This is a genomic window from Rhizobium chutanense, from assembly GCF_002531935.1.
Classification (GTDB): Bacteria; Pseudomonadota; Alphaproteobacteria; order Rhizobiales; family Rhizobiaceae; genus Rhizobium; species Rhizobium chutanense.
The window spans coordinates 120,664-136,822 of the sequence record NZ_NWSV01000007.1 but is presented as its reverse complement, the minus strand read 5'-3'; the positions used below and the strand labels follow the sequence as shown (position 1 = coordinate 136,822).

Here is a 16,159-nt window from a genome sequence, read left to right as displayed (position 1 = left end):
CGGCGAAAGGTTTTCCTCTCCGATATCTTCGGATAGATAGAAGAGATGGGGCGCATATACGGCGCCTGGAATGCGGGAAATAGGCATTGTCATCCGGTACGGGATTGTTCGTTACGTTTGAAGGCGGGGAAGGCGCTGGCAAGTCCACGCAGATCCGCCGTCTCGCCGCGGCGCTGAAGGGCGAAGGCCACGACGTGCTGATGACGCGCGAACCGGGCGGATCGGCAGGGGCGGAGGCCGTGCGCCATGTACTGCTGTCGGGGGCTGCCGAAGCCTACGGTACGCGGATGGAAGCGATCCTCTTTGCGGCGGCGCGCAACGACCATGTCGAAGAGGTGATCCGGCCGGCGCTGACCGCCGGCAAGATCGTGCTCTGCGACCGCTTCATGGATTCCTCGCGCGTCTATCAGGGCATCACCGGCAATCTCGAGCCGGATTTCATCGAGACGCTGCAGCGCATCGCCATCAACGGCGTCATGCCGGATTGCACCGTGATCCTCGACATCCCCGCCAAGATCGGGCTGGAGCGGGCGCAGAAGCGCGCTGCCGCCGATGCGCCCGATCGCTTCGAGAAGGAGCGGCTCGAAACGCACGAGAAACGGCGCGAGGCCTTTCTCGATATCGCCGCGCGCGAGCCCGAGCGCTGCCACGTGGTCAATGCCATGCAGAGCGAGGAGGCGATCGCCGCCGAGATCCTGGCGATCGTCAAACAACTGCTGTCGCCCGCAGGCCGTGCGCGAATGCCGGAAGCCGCCCATCATGAGTGAAGAGAGGCCCGGACTGCTCGACGGCGCCATCTGGCCGGGCGAGAATACCAAGCTGTTCGGCCATGCGGAGGCCGAGGCTTTCCTGGCGCAAACATACAGCTCCGGCAAGGGCCATCACGCCATCCTGATCGAGGGGCCCGAGGGCATCGGCAAGGCGACGCTCGCCTTCCGCTTCGCCAATCACGTGCTCTCGCATCCCGATCCCGCCACCGCGCCGGAAACGATCGGCGACCCGGATCCGGCCTCAGCCGTCAGCCGGCAGATCGCCTCCGGCGCCTCGCACAATCTGCTGCATCTCGCCCGGCCGGTGGATGAAAAGACCGGCAAGGTGAAATCGGCGATCACCGTCGACGAGGTGCGCCGGGCCGGCAAGTTCTTCTCGCAGACCTCCGGCACCGGCAATTGGCGGATCGTCATTATCGATCCGGCCGACGACATGAACCGCAATGCGGCAAACGCCATCCTGAAGATCCTCGAGGAACCGCCGAAACGGGCGTTGTTCCTGGTGCTCTCGCATGCGCCGGGACGGTTGCTGCCGACCATCCGTTCGCGCTGCCTGCCGCTGAAACTGGCGCCGCTTGCCGACGATGCGCTGGTGGCGGCCCTTGCCCATCTCGGCCTATCAGGCGAGGGTGGGGCGGTGCTTTCTGCCGCCAAGGGCAGCGTCGGCGAGGCGCTGAAACTGCTGAACTACGGCGGCGGCGAGATCATCGCCGCCTATGACGAGATGCTTGCCGCCGAAGGGCCGACGGCCCGCAAGGCGATGCATCGGCTGGCCGACGCGCTTTCGGGCCGGGAAAGCGACACGATCTTCGATTTCTTCGTCAATCATGTCGGCGACGACATCATGAACCGGGCCCGCGCGGCGGCAGGCGAGGGGCGGATCACCGCGGCGGAGCGGCTGGCGCGGCTCTATTCCGAGATCACCGAGCGGCTGACCATCTCCGATGCCTATAATCTCGACCGCAAGCAGACGATCATCGGCATTCTCGCCGATATCAAGCAGCCGGGCCTGTAGGTCAGCTGGCCAGCAGCTTCCAAGCGACGACGGCAAGGGTGGCGGCAAGGAGGATGCGGATGGTGCGTTCGTGCAGTTTCGGCGCCAGCAGACTGCCGATGATGATGCCGGGGATAGAGCCGATAAGCAGGGCAAACAGCATCGGCCAGTCGATCTCGCCGATCAGCCAATAACCCATGCCGCCGATCAGTGTCAGCGGTACGGCGTGGACGATATCGGAACCGACGATCTCGCGCACATCGAGCCTGGGATAAAGCACGAGCAGGATCGTCACACCAAGCGCGCCGGCGCCGACCGATGTCAGGGTGACGAGGACGCCGAGAACGAATCCGAGAATGACGGTAAAGGTGAGGATGATCGCCGGCCGCGGCGGCGTGCGATCGCCGATGGCGCGACGCGCCAATTCGAGGATCTGGCCCCGAAAGACCAGCATGATCGCGGTCATGACGAGAAGCCAGCCGAGTGCTGTGGTGATCGTATTGGTGACGCCGATGCTCTTGCGGTCGACGCCGGCCAGCAGCCAGAGCATCAGCAGGGCGGCCGGCACGCTGCCGACTGCGAGGCCGCCGACGATCTTCCAGTTGATGCGCCCATGCGCGCCGTGAACCGCGGTGCCGGCGGTCTTGGTGATTGCCGCGTAGAGAAGATCGGTGCCGACCGCGGTGGCGGGATGGACGCCGAAGAGCAGCACCAGCAGCGGGGTCATCAATGAACCACCACCAACGCCGGTGATGCCGACGAGCGCGCCGACGAACAGGCCCGAAAGCGAATAGAGAGGCTCGAATGTCAAGCAAGCGCCTCCGACGGCGCGCGGCCACGACTATCCCGGTAGATGAAAACTGGCACTTGCTTCTGTTCCGCCCTCTTTTTCATGAGGGGTAGATTGCGGCACAAGCTGAGTCAAGTTCACCATGCCAACCTCCCGGAAATCATTGGCGACGGTAAAACTTGATGTTTCGCTTGACGGTGACATGCGCTAAGAGCGGCTGACCATTTTTATAGAGTTAGCCGGACATTGGCCGCCATGACAGACAAGACACCCTTCTACATCACCACCGCGATTTCCTATCCCAACGGCAAGCCGCATATCGGCCATGCCTATGAGCTGATCGCGACGGATGCGATGGCGCGCTATCAGCGGCTTGACGGCAAGGACGTGTTCTTCCTGACCGGCACCGACGAACACGGGCAGAAGATGCAGCAGACGGCGCGCGGCGAGGGGATCACCGCGCAGGCGCTTGCCGACCGCAACTCCGGCGAATTCCAGGCGATGGCCAAGCTGCTCAACGCTTCGAATGACGACTTCATCCGCACCACGCAGGAGCGCCATCACGAGACATCGCGCAACATCTGGAACCTGATGGCCGAGAACGGCGACATCTACAAGGACAGCTATGCCGGATGGTATTCGGTGCGCGACGAGGCCTATTATCAGGAAAACGAGACGGAGCTGCGCGCCGACGGCGTGCGCTACGGGCCGCAGGGCACGCCCGTCGAATGGGTGGAAGAGGCGAGCTATTTCTTCAAGCTCTCCGAATACCAGGAGAAGCTGCTGGCCCATTACGAGGCGAACCCGGATTTCATCGGTCCGGCCGAGCGCCGCAACGAGGTGATCTCCTTCGTCAAGTCAGGCCTCAAGGACCTCTCGGTCTCGCGCACGACCTTCGACTGGGGCATCAAGGTGCCGAACGATCCCTCCCATGTCATGTATGTCTGGGTCGACGCGCTGACCAACTACATCACCGCGACCGGCTATATCGAGGACAGGAACGGTCCGCGGGCGAAATATTGGCCTGCCGACGTGCACATCATCGGCAAGGACATCATCCGCTTCCACGCCGTCTACTGGCCGGCCTTCCTGATGTCGGCAAAGCTGCCGCTGCCGAAGCGCGTCTTTGCCCACGGCTTCCTGCTCAACAAGGGCGAGAAGATGTCGAAGTCGCTCGGCAACGTCGTCGATCCGGTCAATCTGGTGAACCATTTCGGCCTCGATCAGGTGCGCTATTTCTTCCTGCGCGAAGTCTCCTTCGGCCAGGACGGCAGCTATAGCGAAGAGGCGATCGGCATCCGCATCAATTCCGACCTCGCCAACGGCATCGGCAATCTCGCCAGCCGCTCGCTGTCGATGATCGTCAAGAACTGCGACGGCAAGATCCCGGAATGCGGGGCGCTGAGCGACGAGGACAAGGCGATGCTGGCCCAAGCCGACGCGCTGCATGCCTCGACGCGCGAGGACATGGGCAAACAGCAGATCCACCGGGCGCTCGCCTCGATCATCGCGGTGGTTTCCGAGACCGACCGTTATTTCGCCGGCCAGGCGCCGTGGGCGCTGAAGAAGACCGATCCGGAGCGGATGGGCACGGTGCTCTATGTCACCGCTGAAGTCGTGCGCCAGATCGCCATCCTGCTGCAGCCCTTCATGCCGGAATCGTCCGGCAAGCTGCTCGACCTGGTGGCGGCACCCGAAGACAAACGCGACTTCGCCGCTCTCGGGCAGGCCGGCCGTCTCGTTGCCGGAACGCCGCTCGAAGCGCCGACGCCGGTCTTCCCGCGTTACGTGGCTCCGGAGGCTTGAGGCCGTGCTGATCGACACGCATTGCCATCTGGATTTCGCCGACTTCGAGGCGGAGCGCGACGAGATTGTCGCGCGCGCCCATCAGGCCGGCGTCAGGCAGATGGTGACGATCTCGACGCGGGTGCGCAAGCTCGACGCCCTTCTGGCGATCACCGGGAAATATCCTTCGGTGTTCTGCTCGGTCGGCACGCATCCGAACAATGCCGATGAAGAGCTTGATATCCAGACGGAAGAGCTGGTGCGTCTTGCCAATGCCCATGAGAAGGTCGTCGCCATCGGCGAGGCCGGGCTCGACTATTTCTACGACACGCAGAAGCCCGAGGACCAGCAGACCGGCTTTCGCCGCCATATCGCCGCGGCGCGCGAGACCGGGCTACCGCTCGTCATCCACAGCCGCAGCGCCGATGAGGATATGGCTGCGATCCTGACCGAGGAAACCGGGAAGGGTGCCTTCCCCTTCATCCTGCACTGCTTCTCGGCCGGCCCGGAGCTTGCCGAGACCGGCGTCGCGCTCGGCGGATACATTTCCTTCTCCGGCATTCTGACCTTTCCGAAGTCGGAGGAACTGCGCGAGATCGCCAGGACGATCCCTCGGGATCGGCTGCTGGTGGAAACGGACGCGCCGTATCTGGCGCCAAAGCGCTGGCGCGGCAAACGCAACGAACCGTCCTATGTCGTCAACACTGCCGAGGTGCTTGCCGAGACGATCGGTCTTTCCTACGCAGAGGTCGCGCGGATCACGACGGAGAACGCATTGCGGCTGTTTACGAAGATGCCGAGGGTCTGAGAGCGTGCTTTACCGGCGGCGCTTCACCATTCTCGGCTGTTCGTCGTCACCCGGCGTACCGCGCATTACAGGCGACTGGGGCGCCTGCAATCCCGACAATCCGAAGAACCGGCGCACGCGCGCCGCCTTCATGGTGCAGCAATTCGCGCCGGATGGCGGCGTCACCACCGTCGTCATCGACACCGGACCGGATTTTCGCGAGCAGATGATCAGGGCAGGGGCCGACCATGTCGATGCCGTGCTCTACAGCCATCCGCATGCGGATCATATTCATGGCATCGACGATCTGCGCGGCTATTTTCACAATACGCGCCGCCGCGTGCCGATCTTTGCCGACCAATATACGATGGACAGGCTGCGCGAAGCCTTCGGCTATTGCCTGGAAACGCCGCCGGGCAGCAATTATCCGCCGATCGTGCTGCCTGTCGTCATCGAGAACCTCGACGAACCCGTCGAAATCCGCGGCCCCGGCGGCAAAATACAATTTCATCCGCATATTCAGCAGCACGGCGATATCTACTCGCTCGGCTTTCGGATCGGCGATGTGGCTTATTGCAGCGATATCAGCGATTTTCCGCCGCAGACCGTCGACAAGCTTCAAAATCTCGATGTGCTGATTATCGACGCGCTGCAATATAGCTATCATCCGAGCCATCTGTCGCTGGAACAGTCGCTCGACTGGATCGGCCGGCTGAAGCCGAAACGGGCGATCCTCACCCATATGCACACGCCGCTCGATTACGACGTGGTGATGGCCGAGACGCCGGACCATGTGGTGCCGGCCTATGACCAGATGAGCTTCGAAACCGAGGTCAGGATCGAGGCCTGAGCCCCGATCCCACGGCTACTATACGTAGGGCATAACCTCGACGGCGCCGCGATAGATCATGTCGAGCGAAACGTAGAGGATGATCAGCAGACCGATATAGGCGATCCAGCGATGGTTGTTGAGCAACCGGGCAATCAGGTTGGCGGCGATGCCCATCAGCGCGATCGACAGAGCAAGACCGACCATCAGCACGCTCGGATGTTCCCGCGCGGCACCGGCAACGGCAAGCACGTTATCGAGCGACATGGAGACGTCGGCGATGACGATCTGGGTTGCCGCCTGGAAGAAGGTCTTCTTCGGTGCGTGTTCGGCGCCTGCCGTGTCGTGGCTTTCGCCGTGGCCGGCACGAAGTTCACGCCACATCTTCCAGCAGACCCACAGCAGCAGAAGTCCGCCAGCCAGCAGCAGACCGACGATTGCCAGCAGATAGACCGCAACGCTGGCAAAGAGAATGCGCAGGACGGTTGCGGCCGCAATGCCGACGATGATCGCCTTGCGGCGCTGCGTGGCCTCGAGACCGGCAGCCGCAAGACCGATAACCACGGCGTTGTCGCCGGCGAGAACGAGGTCGATAGCAATGACCTGCAGCAAAGCCGTCAGACCGGCTGCCGTAAAGATGTCCATATGAAATATCCCCAATGCGTCAAAAGCCGTGCTAGCGTCTCGGCGGTTTGACGTCAACCGCCGGCGGTGCCGCCGGACAACGATCCATGGGGCCAAACCGTTCCTCAACTCGATATCAACGAGCCACTCAAAGCCCGGGCAGGCAGTGCCGCCAATGCCCGCGTCTCTGTCTGGTATTCGCTTGGAACATTCCTCCTGTCCGCCGGTTTTCCGGTCAGGGAACCAGACGTCGGGTCGACGGCCTGGCTCTATGCATCGAGAGGAGATTTCCATGAGCAACATTCACAGCGATAGCCATCCGGCCTTCTCAGGCGCGGCAGGCGGCAGCAGCCTCACCGCATTTTTCGACAGCCGATCGGAAGCCGAATCCGCCGTCTCCCGTCTGGAGGACGCCGGCGTGCCGGTTGCGAGAATAAGGCTGATGCCGGGATATGAGGCGGATGGAAAAAATGCCGGGGCCATGAGCGATGACCGCAGCGGCTTTTTCGACGCGCTGGCAGACTTCTTCTTCCCCGACGAGGATCGGGCGGTCTATGCAGAAGGGTTGCGACGAGGCGGCTTCCTCGTTCAAGTCAACGATATCGATGACGCGCTCTATGAGACGGTCCACGATATCCTGGACGACGAAGGCAGCATCGACATGGATGAGCGGGCGGATCTCTGGGCGTCCGAGGACGGGGCAGAAAGCGGTTCCAACAGCAGTTTTGCCGGCCAGATCTCTGGTGGCAAAGCGTCGGATGATCTTGCCGTCTCGGAGAACGCGCTCGACGAGCGGCCATCGTCGGTTTCCGGCAGTGCGGCGTCCGGCGGCATGCACCCGATGGCGATGCGAGACAGCACACACGGAAGCGCCAAGGTGCGCGCCTACACCTTCAGCAATGATCCCGCGTCGGCGACCGACGCCAATCGCCCGTCCCAGGGCCAATCACAAACTCAGTCGCAGAGCGGATCTCATCAGAGCCAGGGGGCCGACGCGACCACTGATGCCGCGAAATAAGCCCAGGCTCGGCTGGAATGCCGAGCCTGATCTCAACACGCATTTCATTCGAGGATATGTCCATGCAGTCATCTGTTAACCGCGACGGCCGCCTTCCTGATCCCGACGAACTGATAGCAGAGGGCGAGCCGCCTTTTGCCGATGCCGCCGTGCCGACCGCGCGTGAAAAAGCCGATCAGGATCTGAACGCCCTGCGGCACGAGTTAAGGCTGCTGAAGGCCCGGATCGGTGTATTGCGCGAGGACGCCGAGGCGGCGCTGAAAGCCAAGGCGAGATCGGTCGATACCGACGCCCACGTCCAACTTGGCGACTATCCCTGGCTGAAACTTGCCGCGGCGATCACCGCAACCTTCGTTGCTGCCAGAGTTGTTCGAAACATTCCATTCGGGGTCATGCTCGCCGGATTTGCCGGTCATCTCTCGGAGGCAAGACGACCGTAACGGATCGGAAAGCAGACAACGGGGTTCAGATCATCGGCACTGCTGCGTGGAGGAATCAATGAACCGCCACGGAGCCGGAAGCTGCCGGCTTTGCAAGCACTTTCAGAATTGCTTCAAGCGCATCGGCCGTCGCTTGCAGGCCGGATGACTGGGCGATTTTCAGTGCCTCCCGGCAGTGGGCAGTCAGGTCGTCTTGCTGGGCATGATCAGTCGTCTGAAAGACGATGCCCGCATAATGCGACGGGTTCCCGGCTTCATCCCTAAAGCAACGACCGAAGGCAGCCACGGTTATGATTTGCCCGCTTCGATCAAACACCCGATAGTCGCAGCGGTACGGATCACCTGTAATCACCGCATCTGAAATCGCCTTGGCCACGGATGGCTTGTCGTCCGGATGAATGCGGTCGAGATATTTTATAACCGGCAGTCCCGAAATGGTCTGCTTCGGATCGAGCCCAAAAAGGATTGCCAGCGCCGAATCCGCATAAACCGTGTCGGTCGCCAAATCCCACGTAAAGATACCAGGCTCCTCGGAAACAGGAATTTCGGGCGTTCCAAAGGCTCCTTTGACAAGGTTCATTCCGCATCCCCCAGTCTGCGCGCCGATTGATCGCACCAGCCCGGCTCTTGAGCGGACACGACGCTCGATCAATGACAGGACGGGCGACCATTTCGCCCCCCGATCATACCCCCGTTTCCACCGCAACTGAAGGCACATTTCGGAGCCCAGACCGAAGCTTCCTCGCTTGGGAACCGCGCCGGGAGGGTGATCCCGCTTGGAGCTGCCGGCACCTCGCAGTAGTGTTTCAGAAAATCCAGATTCAGTTCGGGGGCAGCATGGATTTTCTGAACGTCGCGGCGATCGTTTTCTTCCTTTTCGTCTGGGTGACGCTCGAGCCTTTGATGGCAATGGGATGGCCGCGGAGGAACGACAGTCTTTCCGTCGACATGGTGCGGATTCGCGCCGCCTGGATGCGCGAGGTGCTGACGCGCGACAATAATTTCATCGGCGACGCCGCGATCCTCGGGCATACGATCAATTCGGCATCCTTCTTCGGATCCGCCAATCTCATCGTCATCGTCGGGCTCAGCGGCGCGCTGTTCATGGAACCCAACTATGGTTCGGGCGGCGGGCTGATCGCGATGTTTGCGGCAGAGGATCCTGCCTGGTTTTTCCAATGCAAGGTGCTGCTGGTCATGGCCACGCTGCTTCGGGGATTATCCGATTTCATATGGGCGGTGCGGCAGATCAACTACTGCCTGGCGGCGATCGGGGCGAGCCCCTCGCGCGATGAAGACAGGGATATCGTCAGCTGGACAAACGCGCTGACCCTGGTTTTGAATCCCGCGCTTCGATCGTTCAGCGTCGGTGTACGGTCTTACTACTTTACCTTCGCAGCCGCCTTCTGGTTTCTCGGGCCGATCCCCTTCGCTGTGGCGACCATCCTCAGCATCGGCATGTTAATCTGGCGTCAATCCTGGTCGGATGCGGCGAAAGGGATCATGGCCATACGCAAGCTGCTTGACTAGCGCCAAGCCTTAAGTTGGGCTGGAGCGGTTTGGCTGCCGCGGCCCTCGAACGACAAGACAGAAGCGGGGCAGGGCCATCGTCTCCCCTCCCAAGCCCAACCTGTGCGTTGACCCTCTGCGTCATGAAAGGACAGATGTCATGGCATTGCTCAGCTCTTTGAAACACATGTCCGTATCCCGGCGCACGCTTATGTCCGGGATTGCCGCGGCCGGCCTATCCGCCGTTCTCCTTCCAGGCACGTCGGAGGCCGCTGATGTCGTCGGCGCCGCATCCGAGGAGATCCGACCGTTCAAGGTCGAGGTCTCCGAGGCGGCGCTTACGGACCTCAGGCAGCGTCTTGCCGAGACCCGCTGGCCCGACGGCGAAACCGTCATGGATCGTTCGCAAGGCGTCCAGCCCGCGCGGCTGAAGGAACTGGTGGGCTATTGGCAGTCGTCCTACGACTGGCGCAAGGCGGAGAGCAGACTGAACGGCTTTCCGCAGTTTCTCACCAATATCGATGGCGTAGACATCCACTTCATCCATGTTCTTTCCCGCCATCAAAAGGCGCTGCCGCTGATCATGACCCATGGCTGGCCAGGTTCGGTGTTCGAGCTGCTTGACGTCGTCGGGCCGCTGACGGACCCGACGGCGCATGGCGGCACGGCTGACGATGCCTTCCACCTGGTGATCCCGTCGATTCCGGGATTCGGTTTCTCCGGGAAACCGGCGGCGGCGGGCTGGAACCCGCAACGGATAGCGGCGGCCTGGGACGTGCTGATGAAGCGGCTCGGCTATAACAGCTATGTCGCGCAGGGCGGCGACTGGGGCGCGATCATCAGCGACGCCCTGGGCCGCCAGGCGCCCGATGGGCTGCTCGCGATCCACGTCAACAGGATCGAGCGGGCCACGACATTCCCGTCGGACGCAGCCCAGGCTCTTAAAACTGGAGGGCCGGCACCCGATAGCCTGTCTGCGGATGAGAAGGTCATATTCAATGAGGCGCGGGATTTTCTCAACAACGGCTTCGGCTATGCGGCGATCATGGGCACGCGCCCGGAGACGGTCGGTTACGGCATTGCGGATTCTCCTGCCGGCCTCGCCGCCTGGCTTTACGACAAGATCGCCGACTGGGTGTTCACCCCAGGCGATCCCGAACGGGCGCTTGGCAAGGATGCCATTCTCGACAACATCACGCTGTACTGGCTGACGAACACCGGCCCCTCGAGCGGCCGTATCTATTGGGAAAACGCCATGGCGGGCGCCAAGCTTACCGCCGTCAAAGTGCCGGTCGCCGTCACCATATTCCCCGGGGAGGTCTACAAGCCGCCAAAGTACTGGTTGTCGAAGGCCTATCCGAAGCTCATCTACTACAACCGCGTCTCCAAGGGCGGCCACTTTGCGGCCTGGGAGGAGCCGGAACTCTTCAGTCAGGAGATCAGGGCAGGGTTCAAGACGGTGCGGACATAAGCAAGGGCAACCGCCAGCTTTGTGTCCGCCCGGCAAGCTCGTCGATTGACGTTGATTGTGCAACGCTTCACAAAGTCCGAAATTGCCAACAACCAAGCAGACGCGACGACAACTCTCGCGGGGATCACGGCGACATGCGCATCAACGACGACCGTCATTTCTTCGGCAAAGTGTCCACATTCCTGACGGTAGTATTGTCAACGCTTCTGCTCGCCGGCGCAAACCCCGCACCGGCGGCCGAAGCGACCAATTCCCCGGCGCCGATCCGGGTTATCATCGAATTGCCGAATGACGATGCCGGACGCGCGCTGGTCAACCGGATCGTTCCCGGCAATCAGGAACCGACGCAGCCGGCGGCAGCCCCGCAAGAGGCGCCACCGCCGTCGATTGCCACCTCACTGCAGGATTTGCGCCAGAGGCTGCTCGCACTCGTCAATGCCGTGCCGACCCTCCCGGGGCAGATCCGGGCGGCGGTTCGCGCCTTCCAAACGGATAATCGTATCGACCCTGTCGGCCTGATCCTGGCGGTCGCACTCTTCGTCGCAGGCGGATTCATCGCGCAGCGGATTGCCTGGTGGTCGGGGCGGGGGCTTCTCCATTTTGTGATGACCGCGCCTGCCGACACCGTCCGGCAACGGATCAAGCTGCATGCGGCCCGGCTTTCGATGGGTGTTCTCGCCTTGATCGGCTACCTGATCGGAAGCCTCGGCGCATTTATTCTCTTTCCGTGGCCTGCCGTGTTTCGCGATGTCGCACTCATCCTGCTGTCGGCCGCGCTGATGGTGCGCCTCGGCGTGCTTGTCGGCCGCATCGTCATCGCGCCGGGCGCCCGCCTGCCGCATATGCGGCTTCTGACGCTTGTCACGTCGCTTGCCTGGTTCTGGTACTATTGGCTTCTCGGAATCGTCGCGGTGCTGGCGGCCGGCTGGGCCATCATCGAAGTGATAGAGACGATCGGGGCTTCGCCCATCCTGGTCGACCTCTTTACCGCGGCATGGCTTGCTGTCGTTTCGGTCGCCCTGATCGCAATGATCTGGCTGCGGCAATTTCGCTCCGATGGCCCGCCGGTAAACCGGTTGATCTGTGTCGGCTTCAGTGCGGGCATCGTGCTGTCGTGGCTGTTATGGGAGTCCGGGCTCCGCGCTGCTTTTTGGACGGTGGTCGTCATCGCGCTTCTGCCGCTTACCGTTTCCGTGGCCCGTGATATCATTCGTCACATCATACAATCTGGCGGCGAGCACGCCATGGAAGATCCGGCCATCGTCGGATGGTCTGTCGTCATCATGCAAACCCTGCGTAACGGCCTCATCGTCGTCGCCGCGCTGCTTATTGCCCGCTCGTGGAACGTCAATCTCAGCGACCTCGCCGCAGCCGAAACGGTGACCACGCGTTTGATCCGCGCGGGAATCCGCATCGTTATCGTGTTGCTGGTGACCGACGTCATCTGGAAGCTCGCCAGCACGCTGATCGACAGTCAGATGGCGGCGGCGGCGAGAAGCGCTGAGGCAGGACATCACGACGGCCCCGAAGCGCGCCGGCGTCAGCGCTTGAATACTCTTCTTCCTATCCTTCGCAATGTGTTGTTCCTGGCGATCGGGGCTGTCGGATTCCTGATGATCCTCGATGCCGTCGGCATTCAGATCGGACCGCTGCTGGCCGGCGCCGGCGTCGTCGGCATAGCCGTCGGCTTCGGCGCACAGACACTCGTCAAGGACATCATATCAGGCGTCTTTTATCTGTTCGACGACGCCTTCCGCATCGGCGAATACATTCAGGCGGCGAAATATAAAGGGACGGTGGAGGGGTTCTCGCTGCGATCGATCCGTCTGCGACACCACCGCGGCCCGGTCACCATCGTTCCGTTCGGCGAACTCGGCGCAGTGCAAAACCTCAGCCGCGACTGGGTGATCGACATCATCACGCTTACCCTGAATTACGACAGCGATCTCGAGGAGGTCCGCAAGACCATCAAGCGCATCGGCGTCGAGCTTCTGGAGGATGCGGAACTCGGTCCTAACATCATCGAACCATTGAAAATGCAAGGGATCGAGCAGATGGCGGACTATGGCGTACAGATTCGTTTGAAGTTCATGGCGAAACCCGGCGAACAATTCGGCGTTCGCCGAAAGGCGCTCGCCATGCTCAAGAAGACATTCGCGGAAAAAGGGATCCAGTTTGCAACCCCGACGGTTCATGTCTCCAGCGGCACGGATGCAGCGGCAACCGCCGCCGCGTCGGAACTCCAGAGGCCCGCAAAAGTCATCCCGACACCGCAGGAATAAGGGCAGGTCCGGCAGCGGGACGATTGAAGAGAATGGGCCGTGAGATGACTGGCGAAGGCAGGTTGTTGTAATCAAAAGGTATTCTTATGTTCCATAATCTGTCTTATGCGATTTTCGTTTGTGGCAAAGGGACATTCTATCTCGAACTGCAACAAGGCGCTAAGCTGCCTACTTTTCGGGAGCCATGGTTTTGAGCCGTACCTTTTCCCATTTGAGTTTTGACGAACGCCGATCGATTTCCAGGATGTCGGATCAGAAGTTTAGCCAGTCTGAGATCGCCAGACGCCTCGGCCGGGATCGTGCGACCATCTCCCGGGAGATCAAACGCAACTACTGGCACGATCAGGAATTCCCCGATGCCGAGGGCTACTGGGCGATGACCGCCAACGACATGGCGCGCGAAAGGCGCCGGCGGATCGGCAAGCTCTTTCGTCGCGAGGATCTGCGGAACGAAGTGATCGGAAAGTTGGAATCCGGCTGGTCGCCGGAACAGATTGCTGGACGACTGAAGATCGAACCAGCGGCCAAGGCAAGCGTCTGTCACGAGACGATCTACCGGTATGTCTATTCACCAGAAGGACAACGGCAGCAACTGGCGCGGCTCCTCCCGGAACGGCGGAGAAAGCGCCGGCCGCGATATGCTCGCAAGCCGCAGAATCCAGTCTTTCCAGATGAGCGTTCGATCAAACATCGGCCGGAAGCCATCAACGATCGCAAGGAATTCGGTCACTGGGAAGCCGATCTCATGATCTTCGAAAGGGTTCAGGGCAATGCCAATGTGGCAACGGTTGTCGAGCGGACGAGCCGGTTCACAATGCTGTTCAAGAACAACGACCGGCAGTCCAAGCCGATCATGGAGCGGCTCATCAACGTGCTCAGCCCCCTGCCCAGGCATGCCCGCCAAAGTTTGACGTTTGATCGCGGGTTTGAATTCGTCTCCTGGCGGCGACTGAAGCAAGGAATGGGAACCGATGCCTGGTTCTGCGATCCGTCTGCGCCCTGGCAAAAAGGCTCCGTTGAGAACATGAATCGGCGGATTCGGCGTTACCTGCCTAGGGATACTGCTGTCCTGTCAGTTCCTGATGAATCGATACGATCATTGATCGATCAATTGAACAATACGCCGAGGAAATGCCTTGGTTTCCACACCCCAGCTGAAGTGTTCCGGCGTGAAGTGAACAAATGACGGCAAGCCGGGGCGGAGGACGGATTTCATGAATGATCCTGCGGTGATTGCGCGACGAGAGAAAGCGTTATTGAGGCAGCCAGCGGCGGAATAAAGATGGTCAATGCACGCCGATGTCGCTTTGCGTATCCGAATCCAACTGCAGGCAAGCTGCCCAAAGTGGCGTCTTGTGGAAGGATCCATCCTGGAAGAGCGTGAGCCCCTCTCGTGCCTCATAGAGCAAACCAAGCCAGCACAAGCGTCGAAAGACGCCATATTGGAGATCGGACTTCAACGCCCAGGCTTCTATGGTCATTTCGGTGTCCGACAGAGGCGCCAGGTCTGGATAGAGGACCTTCACAACGTCCATTGGCGTGCAACCTTCTCTGGTCTTGATATTGAGAAGATTGAGGAACATGCGCCACCAGCGTAACCGCGCTCGGACCTCCTCTTCCCGCTCGGTGGCGTGGACATACGAATAGAGATAATCCGTGGCGACCAGATCGAAGAAGGTTTGCGGGTTCGCCAAAAACTCCCGGCCGCGTCTGGTTGGCAGCAGTACATCCTTTTTACGGCGTAGAAGCTTCAGATGGCGGGTCATGTCGCGCACGACCCAAAGCGGCGGCATGTCGCTTTCATTGAGCACCTTGTTCATGCTGTAGAGATCTTCGGCTGTGAACCCTGGCCAGAGGAAGTGCACAGCGGCCCAATGCACGAACTTGCGGTTCATGGCGCCGGTTGCCGTCAATCCTATGCCATCCTCACCGTCAGCATAGGCAACCGAAAGAAGCATGCCGCGAAGAAGTGGTGACAGCGCGGCGATGTCGACGTCACCTTGCAGGTTGATCTCCGGAAGCATCGTGCGGCTGTGATCCATACCCCGCCCCATGCGGGTGCAAGCGACTATCAACCGGTGACGGAACAATTGCTACTGAGAAAGCTAAAGCCGAAGGGGTGCATCCCACCCGCCCCCGTTCCTCCCTTGCAACCCGGCCCAGCCGGTCGGATCGGGGGCTGATCTCCCTGCCCCGTAGCAGCCCTTGTTGCATTTACATTAGAAGTCACAAAAGTTGAAGTGTCCTGTTTCTGCAAAGTTGGAATGTCACTCTCCCCGGCCTGAACGAGATCTAGGAGATTGTGTTGCGCTGGATTCGATTCTCCGAACGGAGACGTCATCGAACACGCCGCGCTACCGCCTCAGTATCACCTCGATGGCACCGCGGTAGATCATGTCGAACAAACGCGTAGAAAGTGCGCGACGCGCTTCGCGTCAGGAATTTTGTGAAAACAATGGGATAGAGAATTTCCCTTATTCGACGAGTCAGGATGACTTAGCCGTCATCCCGTTCAAGGCCGAGGTCTTCAAGCTGTCGAAAGCGACCAAGACCCAGAGCGTCGAACTCGCCGGCATTTCCAGCGGCGTCGACGCCATAAATCCACCTCCTAATGCCGTCACCGCCATCATGGCGTGCGAACGTCCAGATCTCAACCCTACTGCTATAGCCTTTGCGCCCGCACACGCAATCGATCACCTCCGGCATGCGTGCTCTTCTTTCGGCGTCCTTCAACGGCGCGAGGAAACACCGATCGTCGTTCTGCCGCTTTGTTTAGTGCTTGCAGGCCCCGGGCAGCAGGTTCATGCTGCCGCTGTTTAAAGCCTGCCGGTTACGAGTGAAAACGCCGTGACCGATCGGG

The 16,159-nt window shown here is 60.9% G+C and carries 15 protein-coding genes and 1 pseudogene; 12 read left to right on the top strand and 4 right to left on the bottom strand.

The genetic code is table 11. The features are described 5' to 3' along the window. The first annotated feature begins 86 nt into the window (after positions 1–86). Together tmk and CO666_RS13855 are read left to right on the top strand one after the other, a co-directional pair. A complete protein-coding gene (tmk, locus tag CO666_RS13860; protein ID WP_097612684.1) occupies positions 87–767 on the top strand; it encodes a dTMP kinase in 681 nt (226 codons plus the stop codon). Next, complete coding sequence (locus tag CO666_RS13855; RefSeq protein ID WP_097612683.1) at positions 760–1,785, top strand: DNA polymerase III subunit delta'; 1,026 nt, start codon at positions 760–762, stop codon at positions 1,783–1,785. The genes tmk and CO666_RS13855 overlap by 8 nt, the downstream gene beginning before the upstream one ends. Before the next feature lies 1 nt (position 1,786). On the opposite strand, the gene CO666_RS13850 is transcribed toward CO666_RS13855, so the two are convergent. Beyond that, complete coding sequence (locus CO666_RS13850) at positions 1,787–2,575, bottom strand: sulfite exporter TauE/SafE family protein (protein ID WP_097612682.1); 789 nt, start codon at positions 2,573–2,575, stop codon at positions 1,787–1,789. 234 nt (positions 2,576–2,809) lie between these two features. Here CO666_RS13850 and metG point away from each other — a divergent pair, with 234 nt between their 5' ends. The 3 genes from metG to CO666_RS13835 are packed head-to-tail and all read left to right on the top strand — an operon-like array spanning position 2,810 to position 5,976. Next, positions 2,810–4,360: a methionine--tRNA ligase gene (gene metG / locus CO666_RS13845; RefSeq protein WP_097612681.1), complete on the top strand. Its 1,551-nt coding sequence runs from the start codon at positions 2,810–2,812 to the stop codon at positions 4,358–4,360. 4 nt (positions 4,361–4,364) lie between these two features. Then, positions 4,365–5,147, top strand: a complete 783-nt coding sequence (locus CO666_RS13840; RefSeq protein ID WP_097612680.1) for a TatD family hydrolase — start codon at positions 4,365–4,367, stop codon at positions 5,145–5,147. Positions 5,148–5,151: 4 nt separating this feature from the next. Then, positions 5,152–5,976, top strand: coding sequence for an MBL fold metallo-hydrolase (locus CO666_RS13835; RefSeq protein ID WP_097612679.1), 825 nt, complete (start codon positions 5,152–5,154; stop codon positions 5,974–5,976). An 18-nt stretch (positions 5,977–5,994) separates the two neighbouring features. Here CO666_RS13835 and CO666_RS13830 read toward each other — a convergent pair whose 3' ends face one another. Further along, entirely contained in the window at positions 5,995–6,600 is a 606-nt protein-coding gene (locus CO666_RS13830; protein WP_097612678.1) for a TerC family protein, read from the bottom strand. Between the two features lie 271 nt (positions 6,601–6,871). Here CO666_RS13830 and CO666_RS13825 point away from each other — a divergent pair. Then, positions 6,872–7,584, top strand: a pseudogene (locus CO666_RS13825) (hypothetical protein). 75 nt (positions 7,585–7,659) lie between these two features. Next, positions 7,660–8,037, top strand: coding sequence for a hypothetical protein (locus tag CO666_RS13820; protein ID WP_097612808.1), 378 nt, complete (start codon positions 7,660–7,662; stop codon positions 8,035–8,037). A gap of 55 nt (positions 8,038–8,092) precedes the next feature. Here the strand turns inward: CO666_RS13820 and CO666_RS13815 are convergent, their stop codons facing one another. After that, a complete protein-coding gene (locus CO666_RS13815; protein ID WP_097612677.1) occupies positions 8,093–8,617 on the bottom strand; it encodes a PAS domain-containing protein in 525 nt (174 codons plus the stop codon). A 257-nt stretch (positions 8,618–8,874) separates the two neighbouring features. Between CO666_RS13815 and CO666_RS13810 the strand changes: the two genes are divergently transcribed. From CO666_RS13810 to CO666_RS13795, 4 genes are all read left to right on the top strand, one after another. After that, entirely contained in the window at positions 8,875–9,567 is a 693-nt protein-coding gene (locus CO666_RS13810) for a DUF599 domain-containing protein (protein WP_097612807.1), read from the top strand. Positions 9,568–9,706: 139 nt separating this feature from the next. Continuing rightward, complete coding sequence (locus CO666_RS13805; protein ID WP_097612676.1) at positions 9,707–11,017, top strand: epoxide hydrolase family protein; 1,311 nt, start codon at positions 9,707–9,709, stop codon at positions 11,015–11,017. 134 nt (positions 11,018–11,151) lie between these two features. Next, positions 11,152–13,299, top strand: coding sequence for a mechanosensitive ion channel family protein (locus CO666_RS13800; RefSeq protein ID WP_097612675.1), 2,148 nt, complete (start codon positions 11,152–11,154; stop codon positions 13,297–13,299). A gap of 190 nt (positions 13,300–13,489) precedes the next feature. Continuing rightward, positions 13,490–14,485, top strand: coding sequence for an IS30 family transposase (locus tag CO666_RS13795; protein WP_179869681.1), 996 nt, complete (start codon positions 13,490–13,492; stop codon positions 14,483–14,485). A gap of 100 nt (positions 14,486–14,585) precedes the next feature. Here CO666_RS13795 and CO666_RS13790 read toward each other — a convergent pair whose 3' ends face one another. Then, positions 14,586–15,323: a hypothetical protein gene (locus tag CO666_RS13790; protein ID WP_097612806.1), complete on the bottom strand. Its 738-nt coding sequence runs from the start codon at positions 15,321–15,323 to the stop codon at positions 14,586–14,588. Between the two features lie 370 nt (positions 15,324–15,693). Here CO666_RS13790 and CO666_RS33650 point away from each other — a divergent pair, with 370 nt between their 5' ends. Then, positions 15,694–16,119, top strand: a complete 426-nt coding sequence (locus CO666_RS33650; protein WP_143540303.1) for a hypothetical protein — start codon at positions 15,694–15,696, stop codon at positions 16,117–16,119. Positions 16,120–16,159 lie beyond the last annotated feature (40 nt).

Bases quoted from the DNA above. Each gene is read 5' to 3' on its own strand.
- CO666_RS13855 (WP_097612683.1), top strand. From the start codon at position 760: ATGAGTGAAGAGAGGCCCGGACTGCTCGACGGCGCCATCTGGCCGGGC.
- metG (WP_097612681.1), top strand. From the start codon at position 2,810: ATGACAGACAAGACACCCTTCTACATCACCACCGCGATTTCCTATCCC.
- CO666_RS13830 (WP_097612678.1), bottom strand. From the start codon at position 6,600: ATGGACATCTTTACGGCAGCCGGTCTGACGGCTTTGCTGCAGGTCATT.
- CO666_RS13820 (WP_097612808.1), top strand. From the start codon at position 7,660: ATGCAGTCATCTGTTAACCGCGACGGCCGCCTTCCTGATCCCGACGAA.
- CO666_RS13815 (WP_097612677.1), bottom strand. From the start codon at position 8,617: ATGAACCTTGTCAAAGGAGCCTTTGGAACGCCCGAAATTCCTGTTTCC.
- CO666_RS13810 (WP_097612807.1), top strand. From the start codon at position 8,875: ATGGATTTTCTGAACGTCGCGGCGATCGTTTTCTTCCTTTTCGTCTGG.
- CO666_RS13805 (WP_097612676.1), top strand. From the start codon at position 9,707: ATGGCATTGCTCAGCTCTTTGAAACACATGTCCGTATCCCGGCGCACG.
- CO666_RS13800 (WP_097612675.1), top strand. From the start codon at position 11,152: ATGCGCATCAACGACGACCGTCATTTCTTCGGCAAAGTGTCCACATTC.
- CO666_RS13790 (WP_097612806.1), bottom strand. From the start codon at position 15,323: ATGCTTCCGGAGATCAACCTGCAAGGTGACGTCGACATCGCCGCGCTG.
- CO666_RS33650 (WP_143540303.1), top strand. From the start codon at position 15,694: ATGTCGAACAAACGCGTAGAAAGTGCGCGACGCGCTTCGCGTCAGGAA.